The organism is Streptomyces sp. NPDC051217, assembly GCF_044455465.1.
Classification (GTDB): Bacteria; Actinomycetota; Actinomycetes; order Streptomycetales; family Streptomycetaceae; genus Streptomyces.
This window is the reverse complement of the sequence record NZ_JBITEV010000012.1, coordinates 62,144-87,689: the sequence shown is the minus strand read 5'-3', so window position 1 is coordinate 87,689 and position 25,546 is coordinate 62,144. Positions and strand designations below refer to the sequence as shown.

Annotated in this window: 4 protein-coding genes; all 4 read left to right on the top strand. The window is 70.6% G+C overall.

The genetic code is table 11. The features are described from left to right. Positions 1 to 164 precede the first annotated feature (164 nt). Positions 165 to 6,254 (top strand): amino acid adenylation domain-containing protein, encoded by a 6,090-nt coding sequence (locus tag ACIBBB_RS25340; RefSeq protein WP_398985723.1) that lies wholly within the window; start codon positions 165 to 167, stop codon positions 6,252 to 6,254. Positions 6,255 to 6,267: 13 nt separating this feature from the next. Beyond that, a complete protein-coding gene (locus ACIBBB_RS25335; protein WP_398985721.1) occupies positions 6,268 to 7,047 on the top strand; it encodes a thioesterase II family protein in 780 nt (259 codons plus the stop codon). After that, on the top strand, positions 7,044 to 10,880 hold the full coding sequence (locus tag ACIBBB_RS25330; protein WP_398985719.1) for an SDR family NAD(P)-dependent oxidoreductase: 3,837 nt from the start codon (positions 7,044 to 7,046) through the stop codon (positions 10,878 to 10,880). The genes ACIBBB_RS25335 and ACIBBB_RS25330 overlap by 4 nt, the downstream gene beginning before the upstream one ends. A gap of 250 nt (positions 10,881 to 11,130) precedes the next feature. Continuing rightward, positions 11,131 to 25,546: amino acid adenylation domain-containing protein (locus ACIBBB_RS25325; RefSeq protein ID WP_398985717.1), on the top strand; the 14,416-nt coding region annotated here is incomplete at its 3' end.

The window sequence follows — 25,546 nt, the reverse complement described above, 5'->3', positions numbered from 1 at the left end:
ACAGGTACGAGGGTGGGGCCCGTCCCGGAAGGCTTGGACGACGCGCCTGGAGTTCATCGGCGGCGGTACGTCCGGGGGTATTCCCCGCCCGGTCATCGACACCGTGGTCAGCGGCTTGATGTGAACCACTTCTCCGATCGATTTGTCTGTGTGGGGTGATGGATGTGCGTGATCCGCTGGAGCGAGACCGTCCACTGACGGCGAGGGAGGGGGCGGCCGGACGGCTCCTCGACACGACGATTCCCGAGTCGCTCGCGCGGCAGGTACAGCTGACTCCCGACGCGATCGCGGTGGTCTGCGGGAATGATTCACTGACCTACAGCCAACTCGACGCCAAAGCCGATCAGTTGGCTGCTGGGCTGGCACAGCGCGGTGTGGGACCGGAGTCGCTCGTCGCGATCGCGCTGCCGCGGTCCGCGGAGTCGATCGTGGCCCTGCTGGGCGTGCTGAAGGCCGGCGCCGCATACCTGCCGCTGGACCCCGACCACCCGGTCGAGCGGGTCAGGTGGATGCTGCGGGACGCGCGGCCCGTCCTCCTGCTGACCGCGGCGGACACCGCATCACACCTGTCCAGCCCTTGCCCCTCCGCGACCCTGGCGGAGCTGGAGGGCGGTGACCGCGAGAAAGAAGCCGACGGCGCCCGGCACCCGTTGGCGCTCGCTTACGTCATCTACACCTCCGGATCGACCGGCACTCCCAACGGAATCGGAGTCACCCACCGTGACGTGGTGGGACTGGCCGTGGACCAGCGGAATCGCCGCGGCGCACACGAAGGAATACTGCTGCACTCGCCGTTGGCCTTCGACGCCTCTGTCTACGAGATGTGGGTCCCGCTCCTCAACGGCGGCAGGGTCGTCGTGGCCCCGTCCGCGGACCTCACTCCCGACGCGCTGGCCGAGCAGGTGACCCGGCACGGACTCGCCACGGTTCTGCTCACTTCTGCGCTCTTCAACCTTTTGGTGGCAGAGGACCCACACTGCCTGGCCGGCCTCCAAGAAGTGTGGGTCGGTGGCGACCGCGTGTCGCCCCACTCCGTCGGCCGGGCCATGACGGCCTGCCCCGACACCGTGTTTGTGAACGGCTATGGGCCGACCGAGACCACGTGCATCGCCACGAGTCACCAAGTCGACCCCGCCAGGGCGCGGGGCGCGGAGGTCCCCATCGGGCAGCCTCTGGCCACCATGCGCGCCTATGTGCTTGACGAACAGCTGCGGCCCGTCGCACCGGACGCCAGTGGCGAGCTGTACGTCGCGGGCATCGGAGTGGCGCGCGGCTATGAGCGCCGGGTGACGCTCACCGCGGAGCGGTTCGTGGCCTGCCCCTTCGGCCCTGCCGGTGAACGGATGTACCGGACCGGGGACTTGGTCATCCGGGACGCCGACGGCGAGCTCGTGTACCAGGGACGCGCGGACCACCAGGTGAAGGTGCGCGGCTTCCGCATCGAACCCGGCGAGATCGAGACGGCCCTCCTTGCGCACCCCGCGGTGGCGCAGGCCGCCGTGACAGCCCGCCAGGGCCGCAGGACCGGCACCGAGAAGCAGTTGGTCGGATATATCGTGCTCGCCCGGGACGCCGTACCCGCGCCCGATCCGGTGGAACTGCCCGGTGAACTGATGGAATTCGTGGCGCAGCGGCTACCGGAGTTCATGGTGCCCGCCGCGCTCATGGTCCTCGACCGGCTCCCGCTGACCCCGAACGAGAAGCTGGACCGGGCCGCACTGCCGGAGCCGCGCTTCGCCGGTACCGCCTACCGGGCGCCGCGGCCCGGGACCGAGGAGATCCTGGCAGGTGTCGTGGCCGAGGTCCTCGGTCAGGCTCGCGTCGGAGCCGACGACGACTTCTTCGCCCTCGGCGGCGACAGCATCCAGTCCATCCAGGTGGTGTCGCGGGCCAGGGCCCAAGGCGTGCTGGTCAGCTCGCGACAGGTGTTCGAGCACCGGACGGTGGCCGAGCTCGCCGCGATCGCCGGCGCCGACAGGGGGGACAGGAGGCCCTTACTGGCGGAGCTCGATGGCGGTGGAGTGGGATGGCAACCGCTGATGCCGGTGGCGCGCTGGATCCAGGAGACCGGCCCCGGCTTCGACTCGCTGCTCCAGGCGGTGGTCCTGGAACTGCCGCACGACATCGAGCGGAACGGCCTTGCCGCGACCCTGACGGCGGTCCTTGACCGGCACGACCTGCTGCGAGCGAGGCTGCTGCCCGACGGACTCCTTGTCGCCCCGCCGGGCTCCGTGGACGTGGATCCGCTGATCCGCACCGTGACCTGTGACGGGCAGTGGTCCGGTGAGCCGTGGCGCCGGTTGCTCGTGGCCGAACTGCGGGCACTGGCGACCCGGTTGGACCCGGTGGCCGGTACCGTGGCGCAGTTCGTGTGGTTCCAACCGCCTTCCGGGCCGGGACGGCTTCTGATCGGCCTGCATCACATGGTGGTCGACGGGGTCTCGTGGCGGATCCTGATGCCCGACCTGGCCGCGGCGTGGAAGCACATCCGAGCCGGCGCCGCTCCGGACCTGTCGGCGCCCGTGACATCCGTACGACGGTGGGCACACGCGCTGGTCGAGGAGGCGTCGGCCGCCGAGCGGGTGGCGGAGCTCGCCCAGTGGACCTCGATCGTCGAAGGCCCGGATCCGGTCCTGGGCACTCATCGCCTCGACCCAGCGGTGGACGTGCAGTCCACGGTCGAGAAGGTACGCGTGCGGCTGCCGGTACCGGCGACCGAGGCGCTGCTGACCGCGGTACCCGCGGCCTTCCGCGGCGGGGTCAACGACGTGCTGCTCGCCGGACTCGCCATGGGGGTGGCCCGGTGGCGTCGCGCCCGAGGGGTCGAGGAGCCCTCGACGCTGCTGCGCCTTGAAGGGCACGGCCGGGAGGAGGAGTCGGTGCCCGGCGCCGACCTCTCCAGCACCGTGGGGTGGTTCACCAGCATGTTCCCCGTGCGCCTCAACCTGTCCGGGATCGACCTCGATGAGGCGTTCGCGGGCGGTCCGGCAGCAGGCGCTGTGATCAAGAGGGTCAAGGAGCAGCTGCTCGCCGTGCCCGGCAAGGGCCTGGGCTACGGGCTGCTGCGCTTCCTGAATCCGCAAACCGCCAAGGTGCTGGGCAAGCAGTCGATGGGCCAGATCGGCTTCAACTACCTGGGCCGTTTCTCGGCCGCCGACATGCCCGAGGAACTGCGCGGTCTGGGCTGGACCCAGAGCGCGGAACTCGCGGAGTTCACCGAGCTCGCCGAACTGGACGCGGGTCACGACGCGGCCATGCCCGCGCTGTGCGAGGTGGACATCAACGCGATGGTGACCGACACCGCGGCGGGCCCCCGCCTTGGCGCGGTCTTCGGTGCCCCGGCAGGGGTGCTCTCCCCGGCGGAAGTCCGCGAGCTTGCCGAACTGTGGCAGGCCGCACTGGAAGGACTGGTCCGCCACACCGCCGAGCCCGGCGCGGGCGGCCTGACGCCCTCCGATGTGCCGCTGGTGTCGGTCTCGCAGGGTGAGCTGGAGACGTGGGAGAAGCGGTATCGCGGTCTGGTCGACGTGTGGCCGCTGACGGCTTTGCAGTCTGGACTGCTGCATCACTCGAAGCTGGCGGACACCGACGCCGACATGTACCAGGTGCAGCTGGTCTTCGGCTTCGAGGGCGAGGTCGACGCCGCGCGGATGAGGGCGGCCTGCCAGGCCCTGCTCGACCGGCACGCGAGCCTGCGCACCGCCTATGTGCCCGACGCGGTCGGTGACTTGGTGCAGCTGGTCGTCGCGGGCGCCGTGCTGCCCTGGCGCGAGATCCGGCTGTCCGAGGACGAGTTCGGGTCCTTCCTCGCCGAGGACCGAACCGCGCCGTTCGATACGGCGGAGCCCCCGCTGGTGCGGGTGACTCTGGTCCGTGTCGGACCGGACCGCACCGAGCTGGTCCTCACGGCCCACCACGTCCTCTTTGACGGCTGGTCCGAGCCGGTCCTTCTGCGTGACCTGCTGTGGCTGTACGCCGACGGATCCGCGCTGCCGAAGGCGCCGTCATTCAAGGACTTCCTCGGCCACCTCAGCCGCAGCGACCAGGAGCGGTCGGTGCGGGCCCATGCCGACGCGCTCGACGGCATCACCGAACCCACGCTGCTGGTGCCGGACGAGAACGAGGCCGTCGGCTTCGGCCAGCTGGAGCTTGGACTGACCTCCCACGAGGCGCGGGAGCTCGCGCTGCGGGCCATGGAGACGGGCAGCACGCTCAGCAATGTCCTGCAGGCGTCATGGGCGATTGTCCTCTCCGAACTCACCGGCAGCACGGATGTGTTGTTCGGCACCACGGTCTCCGGTCGTCCGCCGGCGCTGGCGGGTGTGGACACCACCGTCGGGCTGTTCATCAACACCCTGCCGGTCCGGGTGAGGTGCGCACCGGGGAAGACGCTCGCCGAGGTCGTGACCGGGCTCCAGTCCGCGCAGGCCGCCCTGTTGGAACACCACGACTGCACTCTCGTCGAGATCCACGAGGCGACCGGGTTCGATGTGCTCTTCGACACCCTCGTTGTCGTCCAGTCGCATCCGTTCGACACCGCCGGCATCGCCGAGGCGAGCAGCGCGGCCGGTCTCTCCGTGCCCACCTTCCACAACATCGCGGGATCGAACTATCCGCTCGTAGTGATGGCCGATCAGGACCCGCTCCTCCGGCTGCGTCTGCAGTACAAGCACAGCGCCTTCGACCGCGCCGCGGCCTCCGGCATCGGGGCCGGGCTGCTCCGCGTGCTCCGGGCGTTCCTCGCCGACCGCCATGGCCGGGTCGGAGCGGTGAACGTGCTCGCGCCGGCGGTACGTTCCGCGTCGAGGCCAGTACCGGCCGCGCCTGAGGAACTGGTACCGGAGCTGTTCGCGCGCCTGGCGGCCGAGCGCCCGGACTCCGTGGCACTCGTCGTCGAAGGGGTGAAGACCAGCGGGCCGGAGCTGGACACGCGGGCGGACCACCTCGCGGGCGTACTCCTGCGGCACGGCTGCGGCCCGGACTTCGTGGTGGCCGTCAGCTGCTCGGACCCGGTGGACCGGGTGGCAGCGGTGCTCGCCGTCCTGAGGACGGGCGCCTGTGCCCTGCCCGTCGACCCCGAGGACTCCCCGGAATGGTCGGACTCCGTCGTGCGCGACGCCCGAGCGGGCGCCGTCGTCGTCGACAAGGAGACGGACGGCCGCGAGTGGGGTGACCTGCCGCGGATCCGGATCGTGCCGGACGCCGGGGACCCCCTTCCCGCCTCCGCCGGCCGGCCGGCCCGCCTCCTCGCCGGGCACCTCGCGTACCTCGACTACGCGCCGGACGCGACGGCCCGGCCCTATGGGGCGGCGGTCACCCACGCCGGCCTGGCGACCGGTGTCCAGCGGTTCGCGTCCACCACCGCGGCACCGCTGGAGACCGGCCCCGCGACCCCCGCGACCGACATCCTGCTCGCCCTCTGCGCCGGCCGCAGGGTCGAGGTGCGTGAGGGCGCACCGGACACGCACCCGGTGCACGCGGACTCGACCCGCGTCCGCGTGCTCAGCCCGTCCCTCGCCCCGGCCGCCCCGGGCGCCGTGGGCGAGCTGTACGTGGCCGGCGAGTGCGGGCGCGGCTACCTGGGACACCACGCGCTCACCGCCCAGCACTTCGTCGCAGACCCCTACGGCGCGCCCGGATCACGCATCTACCGCACCGGCCTGCGCGGACGCCTCACCCCCGAGGGCCACCTCCACCAGGTAGGCCACACCGCCACGCGACAGCACCAGCAGGCCGTGGAAACAGTCCTGTTGACTCACCCGGACGTGGCACGTGCCGCGGTCATCACGGCCGACGGACGCGACATCGCCTACACCGTCGCCGCGCAGGGCAGGCGGATCGTGCCCGACGAGCTGCGAGCCTTCGCCGCACAGCGGCTGCCGTACCGCCTCATACCCCGCACGGTCGTAGTCCTTGACCAGCTGCCCACCACTGCCAACGGACGCCTCGACCTCAAGCGACTGCCCGAAGCCATTGGCACACCCCGACGCACGGCGGGCAACGAACGCGAAGAGTACCTGGCCCGCCTCTTCACCGACGTACTCAAGCGGGAGCACATCGGAATCGACGACAGCTTCTTCTCACTGGGCGGAAACTCTCTGCTTGCGACCAGGCTGATCGGCCGTATTCGCAATGAGCTCGGAGTGGAGCTTTCCATTCGCTCGGTATTCCAGCACAAGACCATTGCCGAACTGGCAGCGCACTGGGACAAGATCGTCACAGCGAGTGGCCCCCGACTGCGCAAGATGAGCTAGGGAGAAGCCCAGCATGTCCGTACTGAGCCCGGAACTTGTCGGCGAGACCCCGTACGTCTGGCGCGCCAGGCAGCCGGGCAGCCGCCATCAGCTGATCTGCTTTCCGCACGCGGGCGCGGGCGCGACTGCCTATGCCAACTGGGCACCGCTGCTGCCGCCGGAGATCGAGCTGGTCGCCGTCCAGTTGCCTGGCCGTCAGGACCGCATCGCTGAAGAGCCGTTCAGCGAGGTCGGTCCGCTCATCAGTGTGCTGACCCACGCGCTGCGCCCCGTACTAGGCGGCTCGTTCTCCTTCTTTGGTCACTCCTGCGGTGCGGCACTCGCGTTCGAACTCGCCAAGGCCCTGCGCGCCAAGGGCCGGCCCGGTCCCGAACGGCTGTTTCTCTCCGCGCAGCCGGCCCCGGACGCGACCAGGATCCGGCAGCTGCACGACCTGCCCGAGGACGAATTCCGCGCCCAAATGATCGCACTCGGCGGAATCGACGAGGAAATAGCCGGTGACGAGTTCGTCATGGACTCCCTGCTGTCGGTGCTCCGCGCGGACTTCAGACTCTGGGAGCGCCACCGCGCGGCCCCGGAGGCACCGCTCGACTGCCCGATCACCGTTCTGGCCGGCGACAGCGACCCGCGCGCGCCGAAGGAGACGGTGGGTGAATGGCGCAAGCAGACGAACGCCGAATTCAGTACCCACTTCCACCCCGGTGGACACTTCCACTTCCTCGATTCGCCCGGCGATGTGGTCTCGCTCATTGCCCGGCAGACCCTGGGCTCGATGAAACGGAGGAGCGCGTGACGACGCCGGACGGCATCGGCGCACTCGACGACATCACCGACGACGTCACGGCGGCAGCCCTGAGGGTTCCCGGTATCGACGACGCCGTCGCCGTGGTGCGCAGGCGCGTACGACCGGCCGCCCCGCGGCGCCCTGCGGCCACGCCGTCCGCACCGGACCAGGGCCTCGGGCACGTGGCGCCGGCCGACCTCGACGGCGGCCCCCTGAAGGTCCCGGACGGCGCGCCGACCACCCTGCAGGAGGCCCTGCGTGCGGCAGCCCGCCTTGCGCCGGACAAGGGGACGATTTACCTCACCAAGGGGCACGACGATGTGCTCCAGACCTATCCGGCGCTGCTCGACGAGGCCGAGCGGGTTCTTTCCGGACTGCGCGCCGCCGGTCTGCGCCCGGGTGACGCCGCGCTGTTCCAGTTCGATGACAACAAGGCCTTCCTCACCGCGTTCTGGGCCTGTGTGCTCGGCGGCTTCGTGCCGACACCGGTCGGCGTGGCCACGACGTACCTCGCGCCGAACGAGACCAATCGCAAGCTGCACAACGCCTGGAACCTGCTCGGGCGGCCCGTGTTGCTCACCGACGACACCACCGTGGGAGCGCTCGCCGGGGTGCGCGAGCTCTGGGGCGAGCCGGAGGCGCGCATCCTGACCGTCGGCGAGCTCGCCGCCTTCCCGCCCGACACCGACTGGTACCCGGCCACCCCCGAGTCTCCGGTGCTCAATCTCCTCACGTCGGGCAGCACCGGGGTGCCCAGGTGTGTCCACCACACCAACGCGAGCCTCGCGGCCCGGTCGCTGGCCGTCGCCCAGCACTGCGGCCTGACCGGCGACGACATCAGCCTCATCTACATGCCGTTCGACCATGTCACGGTCGCCATGTACAACGTCCGTGATGTCTTCGTGCGGTGCATGCACATCAACGCGAAGACCGAGCACTCGCTCGGCGACCCGCTGCTCTGGCTCGGCTGGGCCGACCGCTACCGCGTGACCAACACGTGGGCGCCGAACTTCGTCTTCGCCATGGTCAACGAGCGCGCCGAGGAGATCCGTACCCGGCGATCCTGGGACCTGTCCTGCCTGCGCGAGATCACTAACGGCGGTGAGCCGGTGATCGCGTCGACCAGCCACCGGTTCCTCGAACTGCTGGCGCCGCACGGGCTTCCCGCCGACTCCATGCGCCCGGCGTGGGGGATGTCCGAGACCTGCTCCGGGGTCACTTACGCCCGCCAGCACCTCGGCGACCGGAGCGCGGGCACCGTTGCCATCGACCCGTCCTCGCTCAGCGGGAGCATCCGCCACCTCGTCCCGGGCGACAAGGACGCGGTCGTGCTGTCGACGGTCGGCGGCCCCATCCCGGGGGTGCGGATCCGCGTCGTGGACGAAACCGGCCGGGTGCTGCCCGAGGACCGCCTGGGCGAGTTGCGCGTCCGCGGTCTGACGATGATGCACGGCTACTTCGCCAACGAGGACGCCAACCGTGACGCGTACGACGAGGACGGCTGGTTCCGCACCGGCGACCTCGCGTTCGTCCACGACGGCGAGGTGGTGATCGCCGGGCGCATGAAGGACCAGATCATCGTGCGGGGCATCAACTACATGGCGCACGAGATCGAGAGCGTCGTGGAGCGGGCCGAGGGCGTGAAGGTCACCTTCTCGGCCGCCGCCGGGGTGCGCGAGCCGGGCGCCGAATCCGACCAGCTGGTGGTCTTCTTCGTGCCGCTGCGGTGGGATGCCAACGCGCTCGCCGCGGTCACAGAGGAGGTACGGGCCCTGCTGGCCCGGGAAGCCGGGATCGCGCCCGGCCTTCTCGTGCCCGTTTCCGAGGCGGAGTTCCCGAAGACCGGGAGCGGGAAGATCCAACGGGGCGCGCTCGTGGACGAGTTGCGCGCTGGTACCTTTGCCGGCCGGGCGATCGGCGGCGGACCCGAGGAGCCCGAGGACCACACGGACACCTGGTTCTTCCGGCGGCAGTGGACCGAGATACCCGACCCCGCCGACGCGACGGACGGAACCGGAGCCGGCGTCCGGCTCGTCATCGCCGAGGACGACGACACGACACGCCTGGGTATCGAAGGGCCACCGCTCGTCACCGTCCGCAGGGGTGAGAAGCTTACGGAGCGGGCTCGGCACCGCTTCGAGGCAAGGACGGACGACCGCGGCGCACTCCGGCAGCTGCTCGCGGCCGTGACCGAGGCCCATGGCCCGATCGCCACAGTCGTTCTCGCCCCGCCGCTGTCCGGCGGCAGTGACCCCCACGCCCGGCTCACGGCGGCGACGAGGGAGCTGTCCGCCCTCGTCGGGGCGTTCGCCGAAGGGGAGTTCGGCCACCCACTGGTGCTCCTCGTCACCTCCGGCTCGCTGTATGTGCGTGACGGGGACACCGTCGACCTCGGTACCTGCGCACTGCCCGCGCTGGTACGGACCGCCGTCGGCGAGAACCCGCCGCTCGTGCTCCGCCAGCTCGATCTGCCCGCCGACCCCGAGGCGTGGCCTCCGGCCCTGCGCACCGAACTCGCCGATCGGGACCGCACGGGCATCGTCGCCGTACGTGAAGGCCGGCGCTGGAAGCCGCTATTCGCGCCGGTCGAGAAGGAGAGCGGACCGGCCGCGCCGCCGCTGGTCGCGGGTGGGCTCTACCTGGTCACCGGTGGGCTCGGCGGCATCGCGTACGACATCGCCGGTTATCTCGCCGCCGCCTACGGAGCGCGGCTGCTGCTCGTCGGCCGTTCCCCCGCCGACGGCGAGAAGGCTGACAGACTGGCCGAACTGACCGCACTCGGCGACGTCATCTACCAGCAGCTCGACGTCGCCGACACGGCGGCCCTGGAAGCGGCGGTCGCCGCGGCCGAAGCGCGCTGGGGACGCCGGCTCGACGGCGCACTGCACCTGGCCGGAGCCGACCCGACGGCCCAGTGGGCCGACCTCGAACTGCACACCGTGGCAGCCGAGCCGGAGGCGGCGTTCGCCGCCCAGTACCGGGCAAAGGTCGTCGGCACACTCGCCGTCGCGGATGTGCTCGCCTCGCGTCCCGATGCCTCCCTCGTCCTCTTCGGCTCCGTCAACGGGGAATTCGGCGGCCATTCGTTCGGCGCGTATTCCGCGGCCAATGGCTTCCTCGTAGGATTCGCGGACCACTGGCGCCACGTACGCCGCCGCACAGTGCATTGTCTCGCGTGGAGTATGTGGGCCGGCATCGGAATGAACCGCAACCAGTCCGCCGCGCCCGCGCGCAGCCGTGGTTTCCGTTCCATCGACGCCTCGGACGGTTTGCGACTGTTCATCGAAGCAATCGCAACACCCCACCACTACCTGCTCGTGGGCCTCGACCTGGCGAATCCGGCGATCGTCGATGAATTGGTCCCTGAGCAGTTGCGGATCGGTGAACTGCTTATCGCCTACACCGGCGGCGATGTCGACCTGGAGGCGGTGCGCGCGGCCGTGGCGCCGAGCGTACGGGAATGCCCGGTGCCGGTGCGCCTGGTCCAGGTGCCACGGATCCCGAGGGGCACGACGGGAGGCGTCGACGTCGCCCTGCTGCTCGCCGATACGGTTTCCGGCAGGACGAAGCGCCAGTTCACAGCGCCCGCGGATGAATTGGAGCGGCGGATCGCCGCCCTCTGGTCTGACGCGCTGAACTGCCCGGAGGTCGGCAGGGACGATTCGTTCTTCGACCTCGGTGGCAATTCGATACGGGCCACGCGGCTGCTGGCGCTGGTTGATGACACGTTCGCGGTCCGCGTCCCGACGCACGAGCTTTACGAGAACCCGACCGTCGAGGCGATGGCGTTGATCGTCGCGCGAACGCAGGGAACCGAGCAGCCCGTGCGCGGCCGCTCGTGACACCGGCCAGGGCGTTCGTCCGCTCTGTATCCCCTTGACCCCGGAGCGCGCGGGCCGGAGAAGTATGGGTCGTCCCGCCGTCAGCCGAGCCGCGATTCGCGGCCAGTACGACGTGGACCTTTAATCCGGCTCATTCATTCGAGACTTTTTCCGAAACCCATGGCCGTCGAACTCATGCGCCATCGACGCCCGAGTCTGCGCACAAATCGCCCCGTTTGCATAGGAAGACCGATCGAGGAGTAGACGCGAAATGATCCCTCTGTCCTTTGCGCAGCGTCGGCTGTGGTTCATCGACCGGCTCGAGGGCCCGTCGGCGACGTACAACATCCCGTTCGTACTGCGTCTGGACGGAGTGCTGGACGTGGACGCCCTGCGCCTCGCGCTGCGCGACGTCGTCTCCCGGCACGAGAGCCTGCGCACGCTGTTCGTCGAGGACGGCGAAGGCATGCCCATGCAACAGGTCCGGCCTGTCGACGACATTCTGACGGCCCTGCCGGTCGTCGACGTGGGGTCCGACGGCATCGACGCCATGGTGACCGATGCCGCGTCCTACCGATTCGATCTCTCCGCCGAGATACCGGTGCGGGCGCGGCTGCTGCGCGGCGGTCCGGACGAGCACGTCCTGGTCCTCGTCGTGCACCACGCCGCCGCCGACGGTGAGTCGATCGTGCCGCTGAGCCGGGACCTGGCTACCGCCTATGCCGCCCGGGTGCAGGGCCAGGCACCGCAGTTGCCCGAACTGCCCGTGCGGTACCAGGATTACACGCTGTGGCAGCGGGAGCTTCTCGGCGACAGCGACGACCCCGGAAGTACGCTGTCCACGCAACTCGAGTACTGGCGCGGCGAACTCGCCGGGGCGCCGCACCAACTGCGGCTGCCCACGGACCGCCCGCGGCCCTCGAAGGCCAGCCACCGCGGTGACGTGGTCGAGTTCACCATCGACCCCGAACTCGCCGCAGCAGCCAATGCGTTGGGGAACTCCCACGGCCTGACGACGTCGATGGTGATGCAGTCGGCCCTGGCTGTGCTGCTGCACCACCTCGGCGCCGGGGAGGACATCACCATCGGTTCGACCATCGCCGGACGCACCGACAGCGCCCTCACCGACTTGGTAGGATTCTTCGTCAACACCTGGGTTCTGCGCACGGATCTGTCAGGCAACCCCTCGCTGGAGCAGGTGCTCGACCGGGTCCAGGAGAAGGCGCTGAACGCGTATGACAACCAGGCCGTGCCCTTCGAGCGGCTCGTCGAGGCGCTGAACCCGGAGCGTTCCACCGCCTACCACCCCTTCTTCCAGGTCATGTTCAGCTGGCAGACCGCCGCCAGGCTCGATCTCGATATTCCGGGCCTGACGGCCACGTTGGATATCGTCCCGAATCAGACCTCGAAGTTCGACCTGGAGTTCAACTTCACGGCCCGTGAACAAGGCGTGCACTGCATGCTGGAGTACGCCACCGAGCTCTTCGACCGGGCCACTGTCGAGAAGATGGGGGCCCGCTTCGTACGCGTACTGCGCCACCTCGTGGCCGAGCCCGGCGCCCTGCTCGGCACGGTGGATGTGCTGTCACCTGCCGAACGGGAACTCCTTGCCGGCCGCAACAACACCGCCGAACCGACCCCTGAGCTGACCGTCCCCCAGCTCTTCGAGCGGCAGGCCGCCCTGACCCCGGACGCGATCGCGGTTACCTCCGGCACGCAGGAGCTGACCTACCGGGAACTCGACGCGCGGGCCAACCGTCTGGCGCGCGAGCTGGTCCGGCGCGGCGTCGGCCCCGAATCGCTCGTCGGACTCGCGCTGCCGCGGTCCACGGACCTCGTGACCGCCTTCCTCGGCATCCTCAAGTCCGGTGCGGCCTACGTGCCCGTGGACCCTCGGTACCCCAGTGCCCGCCTCGGCCTCATCCTCTCCAAGGCCCGCCCCCGGCTGATCCTGACCGACGAGGACACCGAGGCGGTGCTGCCCGAGGACAGCACCCCCCGGCTCCGGCTCGACGAGGTCGATCTGGACAACGGGACGCCGGACGTCCCCACGGTCGTGACGCACCCGGACAACGCCGCCTTCGTGATGTACACCTCCGGTTCCACGGGGACGCCGAAGGGCGTGGCGGTCACGCACCGCGGCGTGGTCAACGGCATCACACGCCTGGCAGCGGTGGTCGGCCTGGAGTCCGGGTCGCGGATGCTGGCCGGGACCTCGGTCAACTTCGATGTCTCCGTCTTCGAGATCGTCACCACGCTGTCGGTGGGCGGCACCGTCGATGTGGTCCGCGACGTCCTCGTCGTCGGCGAGCGCGGCGGCTGGTCCGGGGGCGTCTTCAGCTCGGTCCCGCCGGTCTTCGATGAACTCCTTGACCAGCTGGGCGAGAAGATCCAGGCCGACACGGTGGTCTTCGCCGGCGAGCCGCTGTCCGCCTCGCTGGTGCAGCGGGTGCGCGAGGCCATCCCCGGCGTGCGCGTCACCAACGCGTACGGGCAGACCGAGTCGTTCTACGCGACCGCCTTCACCGCCGAGGAGGGCTGGACCGGCACGGCCGGTGCTCCCATCGGCGTTCCGCTGGGCAACATGCGGACCTACGTGCTGGGTGCGGGCCTGAAGCTGGTGGCGCCGGGCGTGGTGGGTGAGCTGTATGTGGCGGGCGAGGTGGCCCGCGGCTACTCCGGGCAGGCCCGGCTGACGGCCGAGCGGTTCGTCGCCGACCCTTATGGCCCGGCCGGTGAACGCATGTACCGTACCGGTGACCTGGCCCGCTGGAACGCCGACGGGCAGCTCGAATACATCGGTCGGGACGATGCCCAGGTCAAGGTGCGCGGGTTCCGTATCGAGCCGGGTGAGGTGGAGGCGGCGCTGACCGCGCACCCGGGTGTGGCGCAGGCCGTGGTGGTCACGCGTCAGAGCCGGGCCCGCACCCAGCTGGTCGGTTACGTGGTGTCGGCGGACCTGTGGGAGTCGGAGCCCGGCACGGTGGCGAACGTTGGCGACCTGGACGTCGATCTGACGGCTGCCGTCTCCGCGCGCCAGCTGCGCAAGTTCGTCTCCGGCCGGCTGCCGGAGTTCATGGTGCCCTCGGTGTTCGTGATGCTGGACCGGCTCCCGCTGGACCCGAACGGGAAGGTGGACCGCAAGGCGCTGCCGGAGCCGGAGTTCACAGGCAGCGACTACCGGGCGCCGCGCACCTTGGTGGAGAAGATCCTCGCCGAGGTGTACGCCGATGTCCTCGGCCTGGACCGGGTCGGTATCGACGACGACTTCTTCGCCGTCGGCGGTGACAGCATCCGCTCGATCCAGGTGGTCGCGCGGGCCCGGACGCGGGGCGTGGAGGTCACGCCGCGGCAGATCTTCGAGTCGCGCACGGTGGCCGAGCTGGCCGAGGCGGCTGTCGACGGCCTTCAGGACAGGCCGGTCCTCCCGGAGCTGGAGGGCGGCGGTGTGGGCTTCGTTCCGCTCCCGCCGATCGGGCACTGGCTGCGGGAACTGGGCGCCGGTGTGGACCGGTTCACCATGTCGATGACCGTGGATCTCCCGGTCGGGGCAGACGAGGCCGGACTGGTGGCGACGCTGTCGGCGGTCTTCAACCGGCACGACGTGCTCCGTTCGCGCCTGGTCGCGGGCGAGGCGCCGGGCCTTGAGGTGTCCGGCCCCGGCACGGTCGACATCGCACCGATGCTCCACCGGGTCGCGTGCTCGGGTGACTGGGCCGACGGCCGGTGGGAGCAGGCCGCCGCCGAACTCGACGCCGCCACCGACCGCCTGGATGCCCAGGGGGGTGTCATGGCCCAGTTCGTGTGGTTCGATGCCGGGCCGGAGACGGCCGGGCGCCTGATCCTCGTCCTGCACCACCTCGTCGTCGACGGTGTGTCCTGGAGCATCCTGCTGCCGGATCTGGCCGCGGCATGGGGAGAGATCCGCGAAGGACGCACCCCGGACCTTGCGCCGGTGGGCACCTCCGCGCGGCGTTGGTCGCACGCGCTGGCAGAGCAGGCCGCCTCCGCTGAGCGTGGCGACGAGCTGACGCTGTGGCGCTCGATCGTCGCCGGTCCGGACCCGGACCTCGGCAGCCGTCCGCTCGACCCGGCCGTCGACACCATCGCGACGGTCGCGTACGTGCGTAAGGAGCTGCCCGTGGCGGCCACGGAAGCGCTCTTGACGAGCCTGCCCGCCGCCTACCGCGGAGGTGTGAACGACGGTCTCCTGGCGGCACTCGGGCTGGCGGTGGCCAAGTGGCGCAAGAACCGTGGCGTGGAGGAGTCCTCGCTGCTCCTGCGCATGGAGGGCCACGGCCGTGAGGAGGCCACGGCGCCGGGTGCCGACCTCTCCCGGACGGTGGGCTGGTTCACCACCATGTACCCGGTCCGGCTGGATGTGGCGGGCATCGACGTGGAGGAGGCACTTGCCGGAGGCCCGTCCGCCGGAGCCGCGGTCAAGGCGGTCAAGGAGCAGTTGCTCGCCGTGCCGGACAAGGGCATCGGCTATGGTCTGCTGCGCCATCTGAACCCGCGAACCGGCGACACTCTCAAGCCGTACGCCACCGGCCAGGTCTCCTTCAACTACCTGGGCCGGTACACGGCCTCCGCCAACATGCCGGAGCACCTGCGGAGTCTGGGCTTCACCCAGGCCGAGGGGACGACGGAGCTGGTGGCGGACCTGGACGGGGACATGCCCGCGCTGGCCGCGCTCAACGTCACCGCGTATGTTTCCGACGGCGGGCAGGGGCCGCGCCTGGTCACCCGTCTCGACTTCCCCTCCGGGCTGTTCACCCAGGCCGAGGTGGACGAGCTGGCCGAGCTGTGGAGCACCGCCCTCGAGGGGCTGGCGCAGCATGCCGCGCAGCCGAGTGCTGGTGGCCTCACCCCCTCGGACGTGCCACTGGTCGCGGTGGGTCAGGGCGAGCTGGACACGTGGGAGGAGACGTACGCGGGTCTGGTCGACGTGTGGCCGCTGACCGCGATGCAGAACGGTTTGCTCTTTCACACCGAGCTGGCCGGTGCCTCATTCGACGCCTACCAGATGCAGTTCGTCTTCCACCTGGCCGGTGAGGTGGAGCCACAGCGGCTGCGCTCGGCCGGGCAGGCGCTCCTCGACCGTTACCCCAACCTGCGTGCCGCGTTCGCCACCGACAGCGCCGGTGACCGGGTCCAGATCATCCAGAACGGCGTCCAACTGCCCTGGCACGAACGGGACCTGAGCTCCTACTCGGCAGCGGAGCGGGAGGAGCGGCTCAAGCGGCTCCTGGCTGCGGAGCACAGCACCCGCTTCGATCCGCCCAAGGCGCCCCTGGTCCGACTGTCGCTTGTCAAACTGGCCCACGACGCGTGGGAACTGGTCTTCACCGCCCACCACGCCCTGTTCGACGGCTGGTCCATCCCCGTGATCATGCAGGACCTGATGCGCCTGTACGGCTCGGCCGGGGACGCCACCGCTCTGGGCAAGGCGCGCAACTACCGGGACTTCCTGGCCTGGCTCTCGAACCAGGACCGGGAGGTGACGGCCCGCGCCTGGGCGCGTGAACTGGACGGGGTCGACGAGCCGACGCTCCTGCTGCCCGCCGCCTCCGCCACGGAGGGCGAGCCTTCCGGGGTCGGCCAGACAGATGTGCCGCTCACGCCGGAGCAGTCCCGTGAACTCTCCCGCCGTGCGGGCGAACTGGGCCTGACTCTCAACACCTTGGTCCAGGGTGCCTGGGCCCTGGTCCTCGCTGGCCTGACCGGGCGTCGGGACGTGGTGTTCGGCGCCACTGTCTCCGGGCGGCCGCCGCAGGTGGCGGGCGTGGACGAGATGGTGGGCCTGTTCATCAACACCCTCCCGGTGCGGGTGAACTGCGACCCCGGCCAGTCGCTGGGCACTCTCCTCGGCACGCTGCAGGAGCGGCAGAGTGCGCTTCTCGACCACCACCACTACGGCCTTCACGAGATGTACCAGTCCACCGGGCTGCGCAGGCTGTTCGACACGATGGTGGTCTTCGAGTCGTATCCGATCGACAGTGCCGGCCTGAGCGAGGCGTACTCGGCCGCCGGAATCTCGGTGACCGGGATCAGCCCCCTCAGCAGCACCCACTACCCGCTGGTGGTGGTCGCCTTCGCCGAGCCGCACCTGAGGGTGACCCTGCAGCACCAGCACCACCTGCTGGACCGGGAGCGGGCGGCCGACATCGCCATGCGCTTCGGGCGCGTCCTCGCCCAACTGGCCCAGGACCCGCAGACCCGGCTCAGCGAGGTGGACCTGCTGGCTCCCGCCGAGTACGAGCGGCTGCTCGAGGTCAACGACACCGCGGCGGCCACTCCCGAGCTGACCATCCCGGGCCTGTTCGAACGGCAGATGACCGCAGTGCCGGCCAAGGTCGCGGTGACGTGCGGCGAAGTGGCCTACAGCTACGCCGAGTTGGACGACCGCGCGAACCGGCTCGCCCATGAGCTGGCCCGGCGCGGGGTGGGCCCGGAAATCGTGGTGGGTCTTGCGCTGCCGCGCTCGGCCGACCTGGTCGTTGGCATGCTGGGCATCCTCAAGGCAGGCGGAGCGTATCTGCCGATCGACCCGAAGTACCCCAGCACCCGCCTGGACTTCATCCTGGGCAGCGCCCGCCCGCAGCTGGTTCTCACCGATGCCGACACCGTAGGAGTGCTTCCCGAGGGGGACGTCCCGACCCTGTTCATCGGTGACCTGGACTTCGAGAACGCCGGCGACAGCGTGGAATCGGCGGAAATACGCCCGGACAACGCGGCGTACGTGATGTACACCTCGGGCTCCACCGGCACCCCAAAGGGCGTGGTGATCAGCCACGCGAACGTAGTCAACGGCGTGACCCGCCTTGCCGAGCGGGTGGGCGTGGGCGCGGACACGCGGATGTTCGCGAATGCGTCGGTCAACTTCGACGTCTCCGTCTTCGAGATCGTCACCACGCTGGCCGAGGGCGGCACCGTCGAGGTGGTCAACGACGCGCTCGTGCTCGCCGAGCGCGAGGCGGTGTCGGCGAGTGTGATCCACACGGTGCCGTCCGTCTTCGCCGAACTGGGCGACCATATGGCCGCCATCGCCGATCTGGAGACGGTCGTCTTCGCCGGTGAGGCGCTGCCCGCCACGCTCGTGCACCGCATCCGCGAGGCGCTGCCCGAGGTGCGGATCATCAACGCCTACGGGCAGACCGAGTCCTTCTACGCCTCCACGTTCGCCATCCAGGCGGGCCAGGAGTGGCAGGCCGCCGACATCACCCCGATCGGAACGCCGCTGGGGAACATGCGTACTTACATCCTCGGTGCGGGCCTGGGTCCAGTACCGCCGGGTGTGGTGGGCGAGTTGTACGTGGCCGGGAACATCGCGCGCGGCTACCTGGGTCGTGCAGGCCTGACTGCCGAACGCTTCGTCGCCGACCTGTTCGGCCCGGCCGGTGCCCGCATGTACCGCACCGGTGACCTGGCACGCTGGAACGCGGACGGGCAGATCGAGTACGCCGGCCGGGAGGACGACCAGGTCAAGATCCGCGGTGTCCGTGTCGAGCCCGCCGAGGTCGAGGCCGCCCTGGCCGCGCACCCGGGCGTCGCCCAGGCCGTGGTGGTCCCGTACGAGGGCGCGGGGGCGGCCAACAGGCAGCTGGTCGCCTATGTGGTGCCGGACCTGGACGGCACCGAGCACATCGAGGAGTCCGCGCAGCAGGTCCAGAAGTGGGAGCAGATCTACGACGAGGTCTACTCGGCCGCCGGCACCCCGTGGGGCGAGGACTTCACCGGCTGGAACTCCAGCTACACCGGTGAGCCGATCCCGCTGGAGGAGATGCACGGCTGGCGCGATGCGGCAGTGGCGCGGATCCTGCGCGACAGGCCGCGCAGGATTCTCGAACTCGGCGTCGGCTCGGGCCTGTTGATGGCGCACCTGCTGGCCGAGGTGGAGGAGTACTGGGCCACCGACCTGTCCTCGCAGGTCATCGGTCGCCTCACCGGCGAGGTGGAGCAGGCCGGGTACGCCGACAAGGTCACCCTGCGTCACCAGAAGGCCGACGACGTGAGCGGCCTGCCGCGCGGGCACTTCGACACGGTCGTCCTCAACTCGGTGATCCAGTACTTCCCGCACGCCGCCTACCTGGACGACGTCCTCGCCAGAGCCTGGGAATTGCTGGCGCCGGGTGGACGGATCGTGGTCGGTGACGTGCGCAACGCCGGTACACTGAGCTTTTTCCGCAGTGGCGTGCAGCAGGCCCAGTACCCGCAGGAAGCGCCGCCGGTGGCCCGTGCGGCTATCGCCCGCGCGTTGCTCACCGAGCCCGAACTGGTCCTGGGGCCGGAGTGGTTCACCCAGTGGGCCACACGGCACGGCGCGGAGGGGGCGGACATCCGTCTCAAGCCGGGCCGCGCCCACAATGAACTTACCCTGCACCGCTACGAAGTCGTGTTGTACAAGGGGTCGGTGGAGGCCCTGGACCTCAGCGAAGCGCCCACCGTGACCTGGGGCCGCCAGGTTGGCGAGCTGTCCGGTCTTGAGGAGCTGTGCCGTGCCCAGGAGGGCCCGGTGCTGCGCGTCGCGGGCATTCCCAACGCCCGCCTGACCGGGGAGGCATCCCTGGCCGCCGAGGCCCGGGTCCATGACGTGCCCGCCGCGTCCGGGCCCGCCGTCGACCCGCAGGACCTCCATGAGTGGGCAGCCGCGCGCGGCTGGAGCGTGGTCCTGACGTGGTCGGCGGAGGCCGTCGAGCACTTCGACGCGCTCGTCCTCACCGACGGCACAGCCACCGCCCGCCCGCTGACCGGTGGCTTCATTCCCTCGCACCGCGCCAACCTTTTCCTGGCCAGCGACCCGGCCGCGGCCACGCAGATCGGTGCCTTGGTCGGCTCGCTGCGCGGCTATCTGCAGGAGCGGCTGCCCGCCCACCTGGTGCCCGCCTCCGTGGTCGCTATCGCCTCGGTGCCGCTGACGGCCAACGGCAAGCTGGACCGCCGGGCGCTGCCGGCACCCGACTTGTCCTCCCAGTCCACGGGCCGGGCCCCGCGCACCCTCCGGGAAGAGCTGCTCTGCGACCTGTTTGCCGAGGTCCTCGACCTGGAGCGGGTCGGCGTAGACGACGACTTCTTCGACCTGGGCGGCCACTCCCTGCTGGCCACCAAGCTCATCAGCCGCATCCGCACCACCTTGGGCACCGAGGTGGAGCTGCGCACCTTCTTCGCCCACCCCACGGTGGCCCGGCTCGTCCCGCACCTGGACATCGGCGCCCGCACCCAGGCACCGCTCGTACGCGTCGCCGAGCGGCCCGAGCGTCTGCCGCTCTCCTTCGCCCAGCAGCGCCTGTGGTTCGTCCACCGTTTCGAGGGTCCTTCGGCCACGTACAACATGCCGGTCGTTCTTCGCCTGAGCGGTGAACTCGACGTACCGGCCTTGGAGTCGGCCCTTAATGACGTCCTGGCACGCCACGAGACCCTGCGCACGGTCTTCCCCGCGGTCGACGGCAGGCCCGAGCAGCAGGTCCTTTCCCCCGCCGAGGCGCGCCTCACCCTGACGGTGCGACAGATCGACAGCGAGGACGAGGTGGCCGAGGCCCTCGCTGCGGCGGCCCGGCACACCTTCGCGCTGGAGACCGAACTCCTCGTCCGCGCCCAGCTGTTCCGCTGCGGGCCGGAGGAGTCCGTCCTCTCCCTGGTGGTCCACCACATCGCCGCCGACGGCTGGTCCTACGCCCCGCTGGCCCAGGACCTGGCCACCGCCTACACCACGCGAGTGGCCGGTCACGCCCCCGACTGGACCGAACTGCCGATCCAATACGCCGACTACACCCTGTGGCAGCACGAACTGCTCGGCGACGAGTGCGATCCGGAGAGCCTGTACAGCAAGCAGTACGCCTACTGGGCGGAGCAGCTCGCGGGCCTGCCCAAGACGGTCACCATCCCCAGCGACCGGCCCCGCCCCGCCGTGCTGGAGGGCAAGGGCGACCTGCTGCGTTTTACTCTGGATGCCGAACTGCACCAGGGCATAGCGGAGTTGGCCAAGGTCACCGGTACTACGCCGTTCATGGTCCTGCAGGCCACCATGGCGGCCCTGCTCACCCGGCTCGGTGCGGGCACCGACATCGCGGTCGGCAGTGGCATCGCCGGACGGACCGACGAGGGCCTGAAGGACCTGATCGGTCTCTTCGTGAACCTGCTGGTGCTGCGGACGGACACCTCCGGCGATCCGACCTTCGCCGAACTCCTGGCACAGGTCCGCAAGACGAGCCTGGACGCCTACTCCCACCAGGACATCCCCTTCGAGTCCCTGGTGGAGAAACTCAACCCCGAGCGCTCTCCTTCCCACCACCCGCTCTTCCAGATCGCCCTGGCTCTGCAGAACAACGAGGAGGCCCACTTCGAGCTGCCCGGCCTCCAGGTCCGCGCAGACGGCTCCGGCACCGGAACCGCCCGCTACGACCTGCTGTTGAGCCTGGACGAGACCTTCGAGGACCGTACGACGCCCGCGGGCATCACCATTGCCGCCGAGTACTCCACCGAACTCTTCGACGCCCCCACCATCGAGACCTTCATCACGCGCTGGCAGCGGCTCCTGACCACCGCGGTCACCTACCCCTCGCACCGCATCAGCTACGCCGACCTGCTCACCGCCGAGGAGCGCCGTCAGCTCCTGGCGGCTGAGCGGGAGCAGCCGGAGCGGGTGGCCGTGCAGGCCACCTTCCCGGAGCTGTTCGCGGCCCGGGTGCAGGCGGCGCCGCACGCAGCGGCGGTGGAGTCGGTCGATGTCTCCTGGTCGTACGCGGAGTTGAACACGCGGGCGAACCGCATCGCGCACTGGCTCGTCGCCCGCGGCATCGGCCCCGAGCGGCAGGTCGCCGTGGCCATGCCCCGCAGCGCCGACCAGGTCGCCGTCGCCCTGGGCATCGTCAAGGCGGGTGCCGCCTACATGCCCGTCGACCTGGACTACCCGGCCAACCGCATCATGTACATGGTCACCGACGCCGCCCCCGCAGCCCTGCTGGTGACCCAAGCCGCCATCAAGGACCTGCCGGAGGGCCTGCCCACCGACGTCCTGGCCATCGATGCGGCCGACATCCAGGCCGCCTGGCAGGACAGCCCCACCACCGACCCGAGCGATACCGACCGCACCAGCCCGCTCCGCCCGGCGCATCCGGCCTACGTCATCTACACCTCCGGCTCCACCGGCCGGCCCAAGGGCGTCACCGTCACCCACACGGGCATCGCCGCGCTCAGCCACAGCACCCGGCAACGGCTGGGGCTGAACCCGCAGGCACGCGTCCTCCAAGTCGCAGCCCCCAGCTTCGACGCCGCCTTCTGGGAACTGGTACAGACCCTGACCACCGGCGCCACCCTCGTCGTCCCGGCCGAACGCCGCGTCGTCGGCGACGACCTGGTCCGCACCCTGGCCGAACGCCGCATCACCCACGTGATGCTGCCCCCCAGCGTGCTCGCCGCGCTCCCGGCCGGCACCCCGCACACCCTGACCGAGCTGCGCACCGTCACCGTCGGCGGCGAGGCCTGCCCGCCGGGCCTGGCCACCACGTGGGCCACCGGAGGGCGCCGTTTCGTCAACGCCTACGGGCCCACCGAGACCACCGTCTGCGGCTCCATCAGCACCCCTCTGACCACCGACCACACCCCCATCGGCACCGCCATCGCCGACAACCGCGTACGCGTCCTCGACGAACGGCTCGCCCCGGTCCCGCCCGGCACCCCCGGCGAGCTCTACATCACCGGGCCCAGCGTGGCCCGCGGCTACCTGGGCCGCCCCGCGCTCACCGCCGAGCGCTTCGTCACCGACCCCTACGGGCCCTTGGGATCGCGCATGTACCGCACCGGCGACATCGTCCGCCAAGGCCCCGACGGCCAGCTCGACTATCGTGGCCGCAGCGACGACCAGGTCAAGATCCGCGGCCTGCGCATCGAACCCGCCGAGATCGAGACCGCCCTCACCGAACACCACAACGTGGCGCAGGCCGTCGTACTCGTCCGCGACATACGCGGAAGCAAGAAGCTCGTCGGCTACGTCGTCCCAACCGGCGCGCGGGAAGCCGGCGACGACAGCTACGACATCACCGCGGGCGTCTCGGCCAAGGAACTGCGCCGCTTCGCCGCCGGACGCCTGCCCGAGTTCATGGTGCCATCGGCCTTCGTGGTCCTCGACGAACTGCCACTCACCCCCAACGGCAAGCTCGACAAAGCCGCCCTGCCCGAGCCGGAGTTCACCGGCGGCGCCTACCGCGCGCCCCGCACGGCCGAGGAGCAGGCCCTGGCCGCTGCGTACGCCGAGGTTCTCGGCCTGGAGCGGGTCGGCATCGACGACGACTTCTTCGCCGTCGGCGGCGACAGCATCCGCTCCATCCAGCTCGTCTCCCGCGCCAAAGCGCACGGCATCGAGATCACGCCGCGGCAGATCTTCGAATTCCGGACCGTGGCCGCGCTGGCCGTGGCCGCCGCGGACAGCGGGCCGGTCACGCCCGTCCGCGAGGAGCCGGCCGGTGGTGGCACGGGCTTCATGCCACTGCTGCCGGTGGCCCGTTACATCACCGAACTGGGCGGCGGCTATGACCGGTTCGTGATGTCTACGACGGTGGATCTGCCGCTTGGGATCAACGAGACGGGCCTGGTCGCCACGCTCTCCGCGGTCGTCGACCACCACGACGTGCTCCGCTCCCGCCTCATACACACCGGCGGGCAAGGTCTGGAGGTGGCCCAGCCGGGTTCGGTCGACGTGGCCGCGCTCATCCGCCGCATGCCCAGTACGGGGGACTGGCAGGACACTGCCTGGCGGGACCGTGCGAAGGCGGAAGTCGACTCGGCTGTACGGGAGGTGGACCCCGCGTCCGGGTCCATGGCCCGGTTCGTGTGGTTCGACGCGGGCCCGGAGACCGCCGGGCGTCTGATCCTCGTTCTGCACCACCTGGTGGTCGACGGCGTGTCCTGGCGCATCCTCGTCCCGGACCTCGCCGAGGCGTGGGAGCAGGTCCGTGCGGGCCGTACACCGCAGCTCGCCCCGGTGCCCACCTCGATGCGCCACTGGGCCCACGCCCTGACCGAGGAGGCCGGGCAGGTGGACCGCGTGGCTGAACTCCCACTGTGGCAGGGCATCTTGGAGGGGGGTACCGACCCGCTGATCGGCTCCCGGACCCTCGACCCGGCCGTGGACGTGCGCGCCACGGTGGAGACCGTGGAGATGAACCTGGCTCCGCAGGCCACCGAAGCGCTCCTGACCACGCTGCCCGCCGCCTTCCACGGCGGCCCCAACGACGGCCTGATCACCGCCCTGGCCCTGGCGATGGCCCAGTGGCGCAAGCGCCGTGGTGTGGACGAGTCCTCGCTGCTTCTTCGCCTGGAGGGGCACGGCCGCGAGGAGGCCGCCGCACCCGGTGTGGACCTCTCGCGCACGGTGGGCTGGTTCACCAGCATGTTCCCCGTGCGCCTGGACGTCGGCGGTGTCAACATCGACGAGGCCGTCGCGGGCGGCCGGTCCGCGGGCCAGGCCGTCAAAGCGGTCAAGGAGCAGCTCAACGCCATCCCCGACAAGGGCATCGGCTACGGTCTCCTGCGCCACCTCAACCCGGATACCGCCGAGACCTTGAAGGCGTACGAGACCGGGCAGGTCGCCTTCAACTACCTTGGCCGGTTCGCTCCGGGCGACCAGCCGGGCGGCGCGGGGTGGGCGATCGTCACCGACATGGAAGGGGTCGTCGCCGACCTGGACGCGGACATGCCCGCCCTGGCGACTGTGGAGATCAACTCCTACGTCCTCGACTCCGCGCAGGGCCCGCAGCTCAGCGCCCACATTGGCTTCCCCGCCGGGCTGCTCGCACGGGAGGACGCCCAGGAACTCGCATACCTGTGGCGCACGGCCCTCGAAGGCCTGGCCCGGCATGCCGCCGCGCCGGGCGCGGGCGGTCTGACACCCTCGGACGTGCCCCTGGTGCGAGTGCGCCAGGGGGACCTGGAGGCGTGGGAGGAGCAGTATCCGGGCCTCCAGGACGTGTGGCCGACGACGGAGGCGCAGTCCGGCCTGCTCTTCCACAGCCAGCTGGCCGACTCCTCCTTCGATGCCTACCACGTGCAGTTCGCCCTGCACCTGGCCGGCGACGTGGAGCCGGAGCGGATGCGAGCCGCCGGGCAGGCGCTGCTCGACCGGCACCCCAGTCTCGGCACCGCCTTCGTCGCCGGGTCCTCCGGCCGGCAGGTCCAGCTCGTCCTCGGCCACATCGAACTCCCCTGGCGGGTCGTGGACTTGAGGGACCTCGACGAAGGCGGCCAGGAGAAGGCCTTCGAGCGGCTGCTGGCCGAGGACCAAGCGGCCCACTTCGACCCGGCCGTGCCACCGATGCTACGGATGACGCTGGTGCGCAGGGCCGAGGACGGCGCGGAGCTGGTGTTCACCGTCAACCACGCGCTGTTCGACGGCTGGTCCTTCCCGCTCCTGCTCCAAGACCTGATCCGCGCCTACGCGGCCGACGGGGACACCTCGGCGCTGCCGCGCGTGCGCCCCTACCGCGACTTCCTGGCCTGGCTCGTGCGGCAGGACCGCGAAGCGGCCTGCCGGGCCTGGGCCCGGGAGCTGGAGGGCATCGAGGAACCGACCCTGCTCGTCCCCGCGGCCACCGGCGGCGCCCGCGCCGGCGCCCCCCGGGGGCGCGGGGGCCCCCCCCCCCCCGGCGGCCAGGGCCCAGTCGCCCAGTACCCGTCTACCCGGACCGCCCACG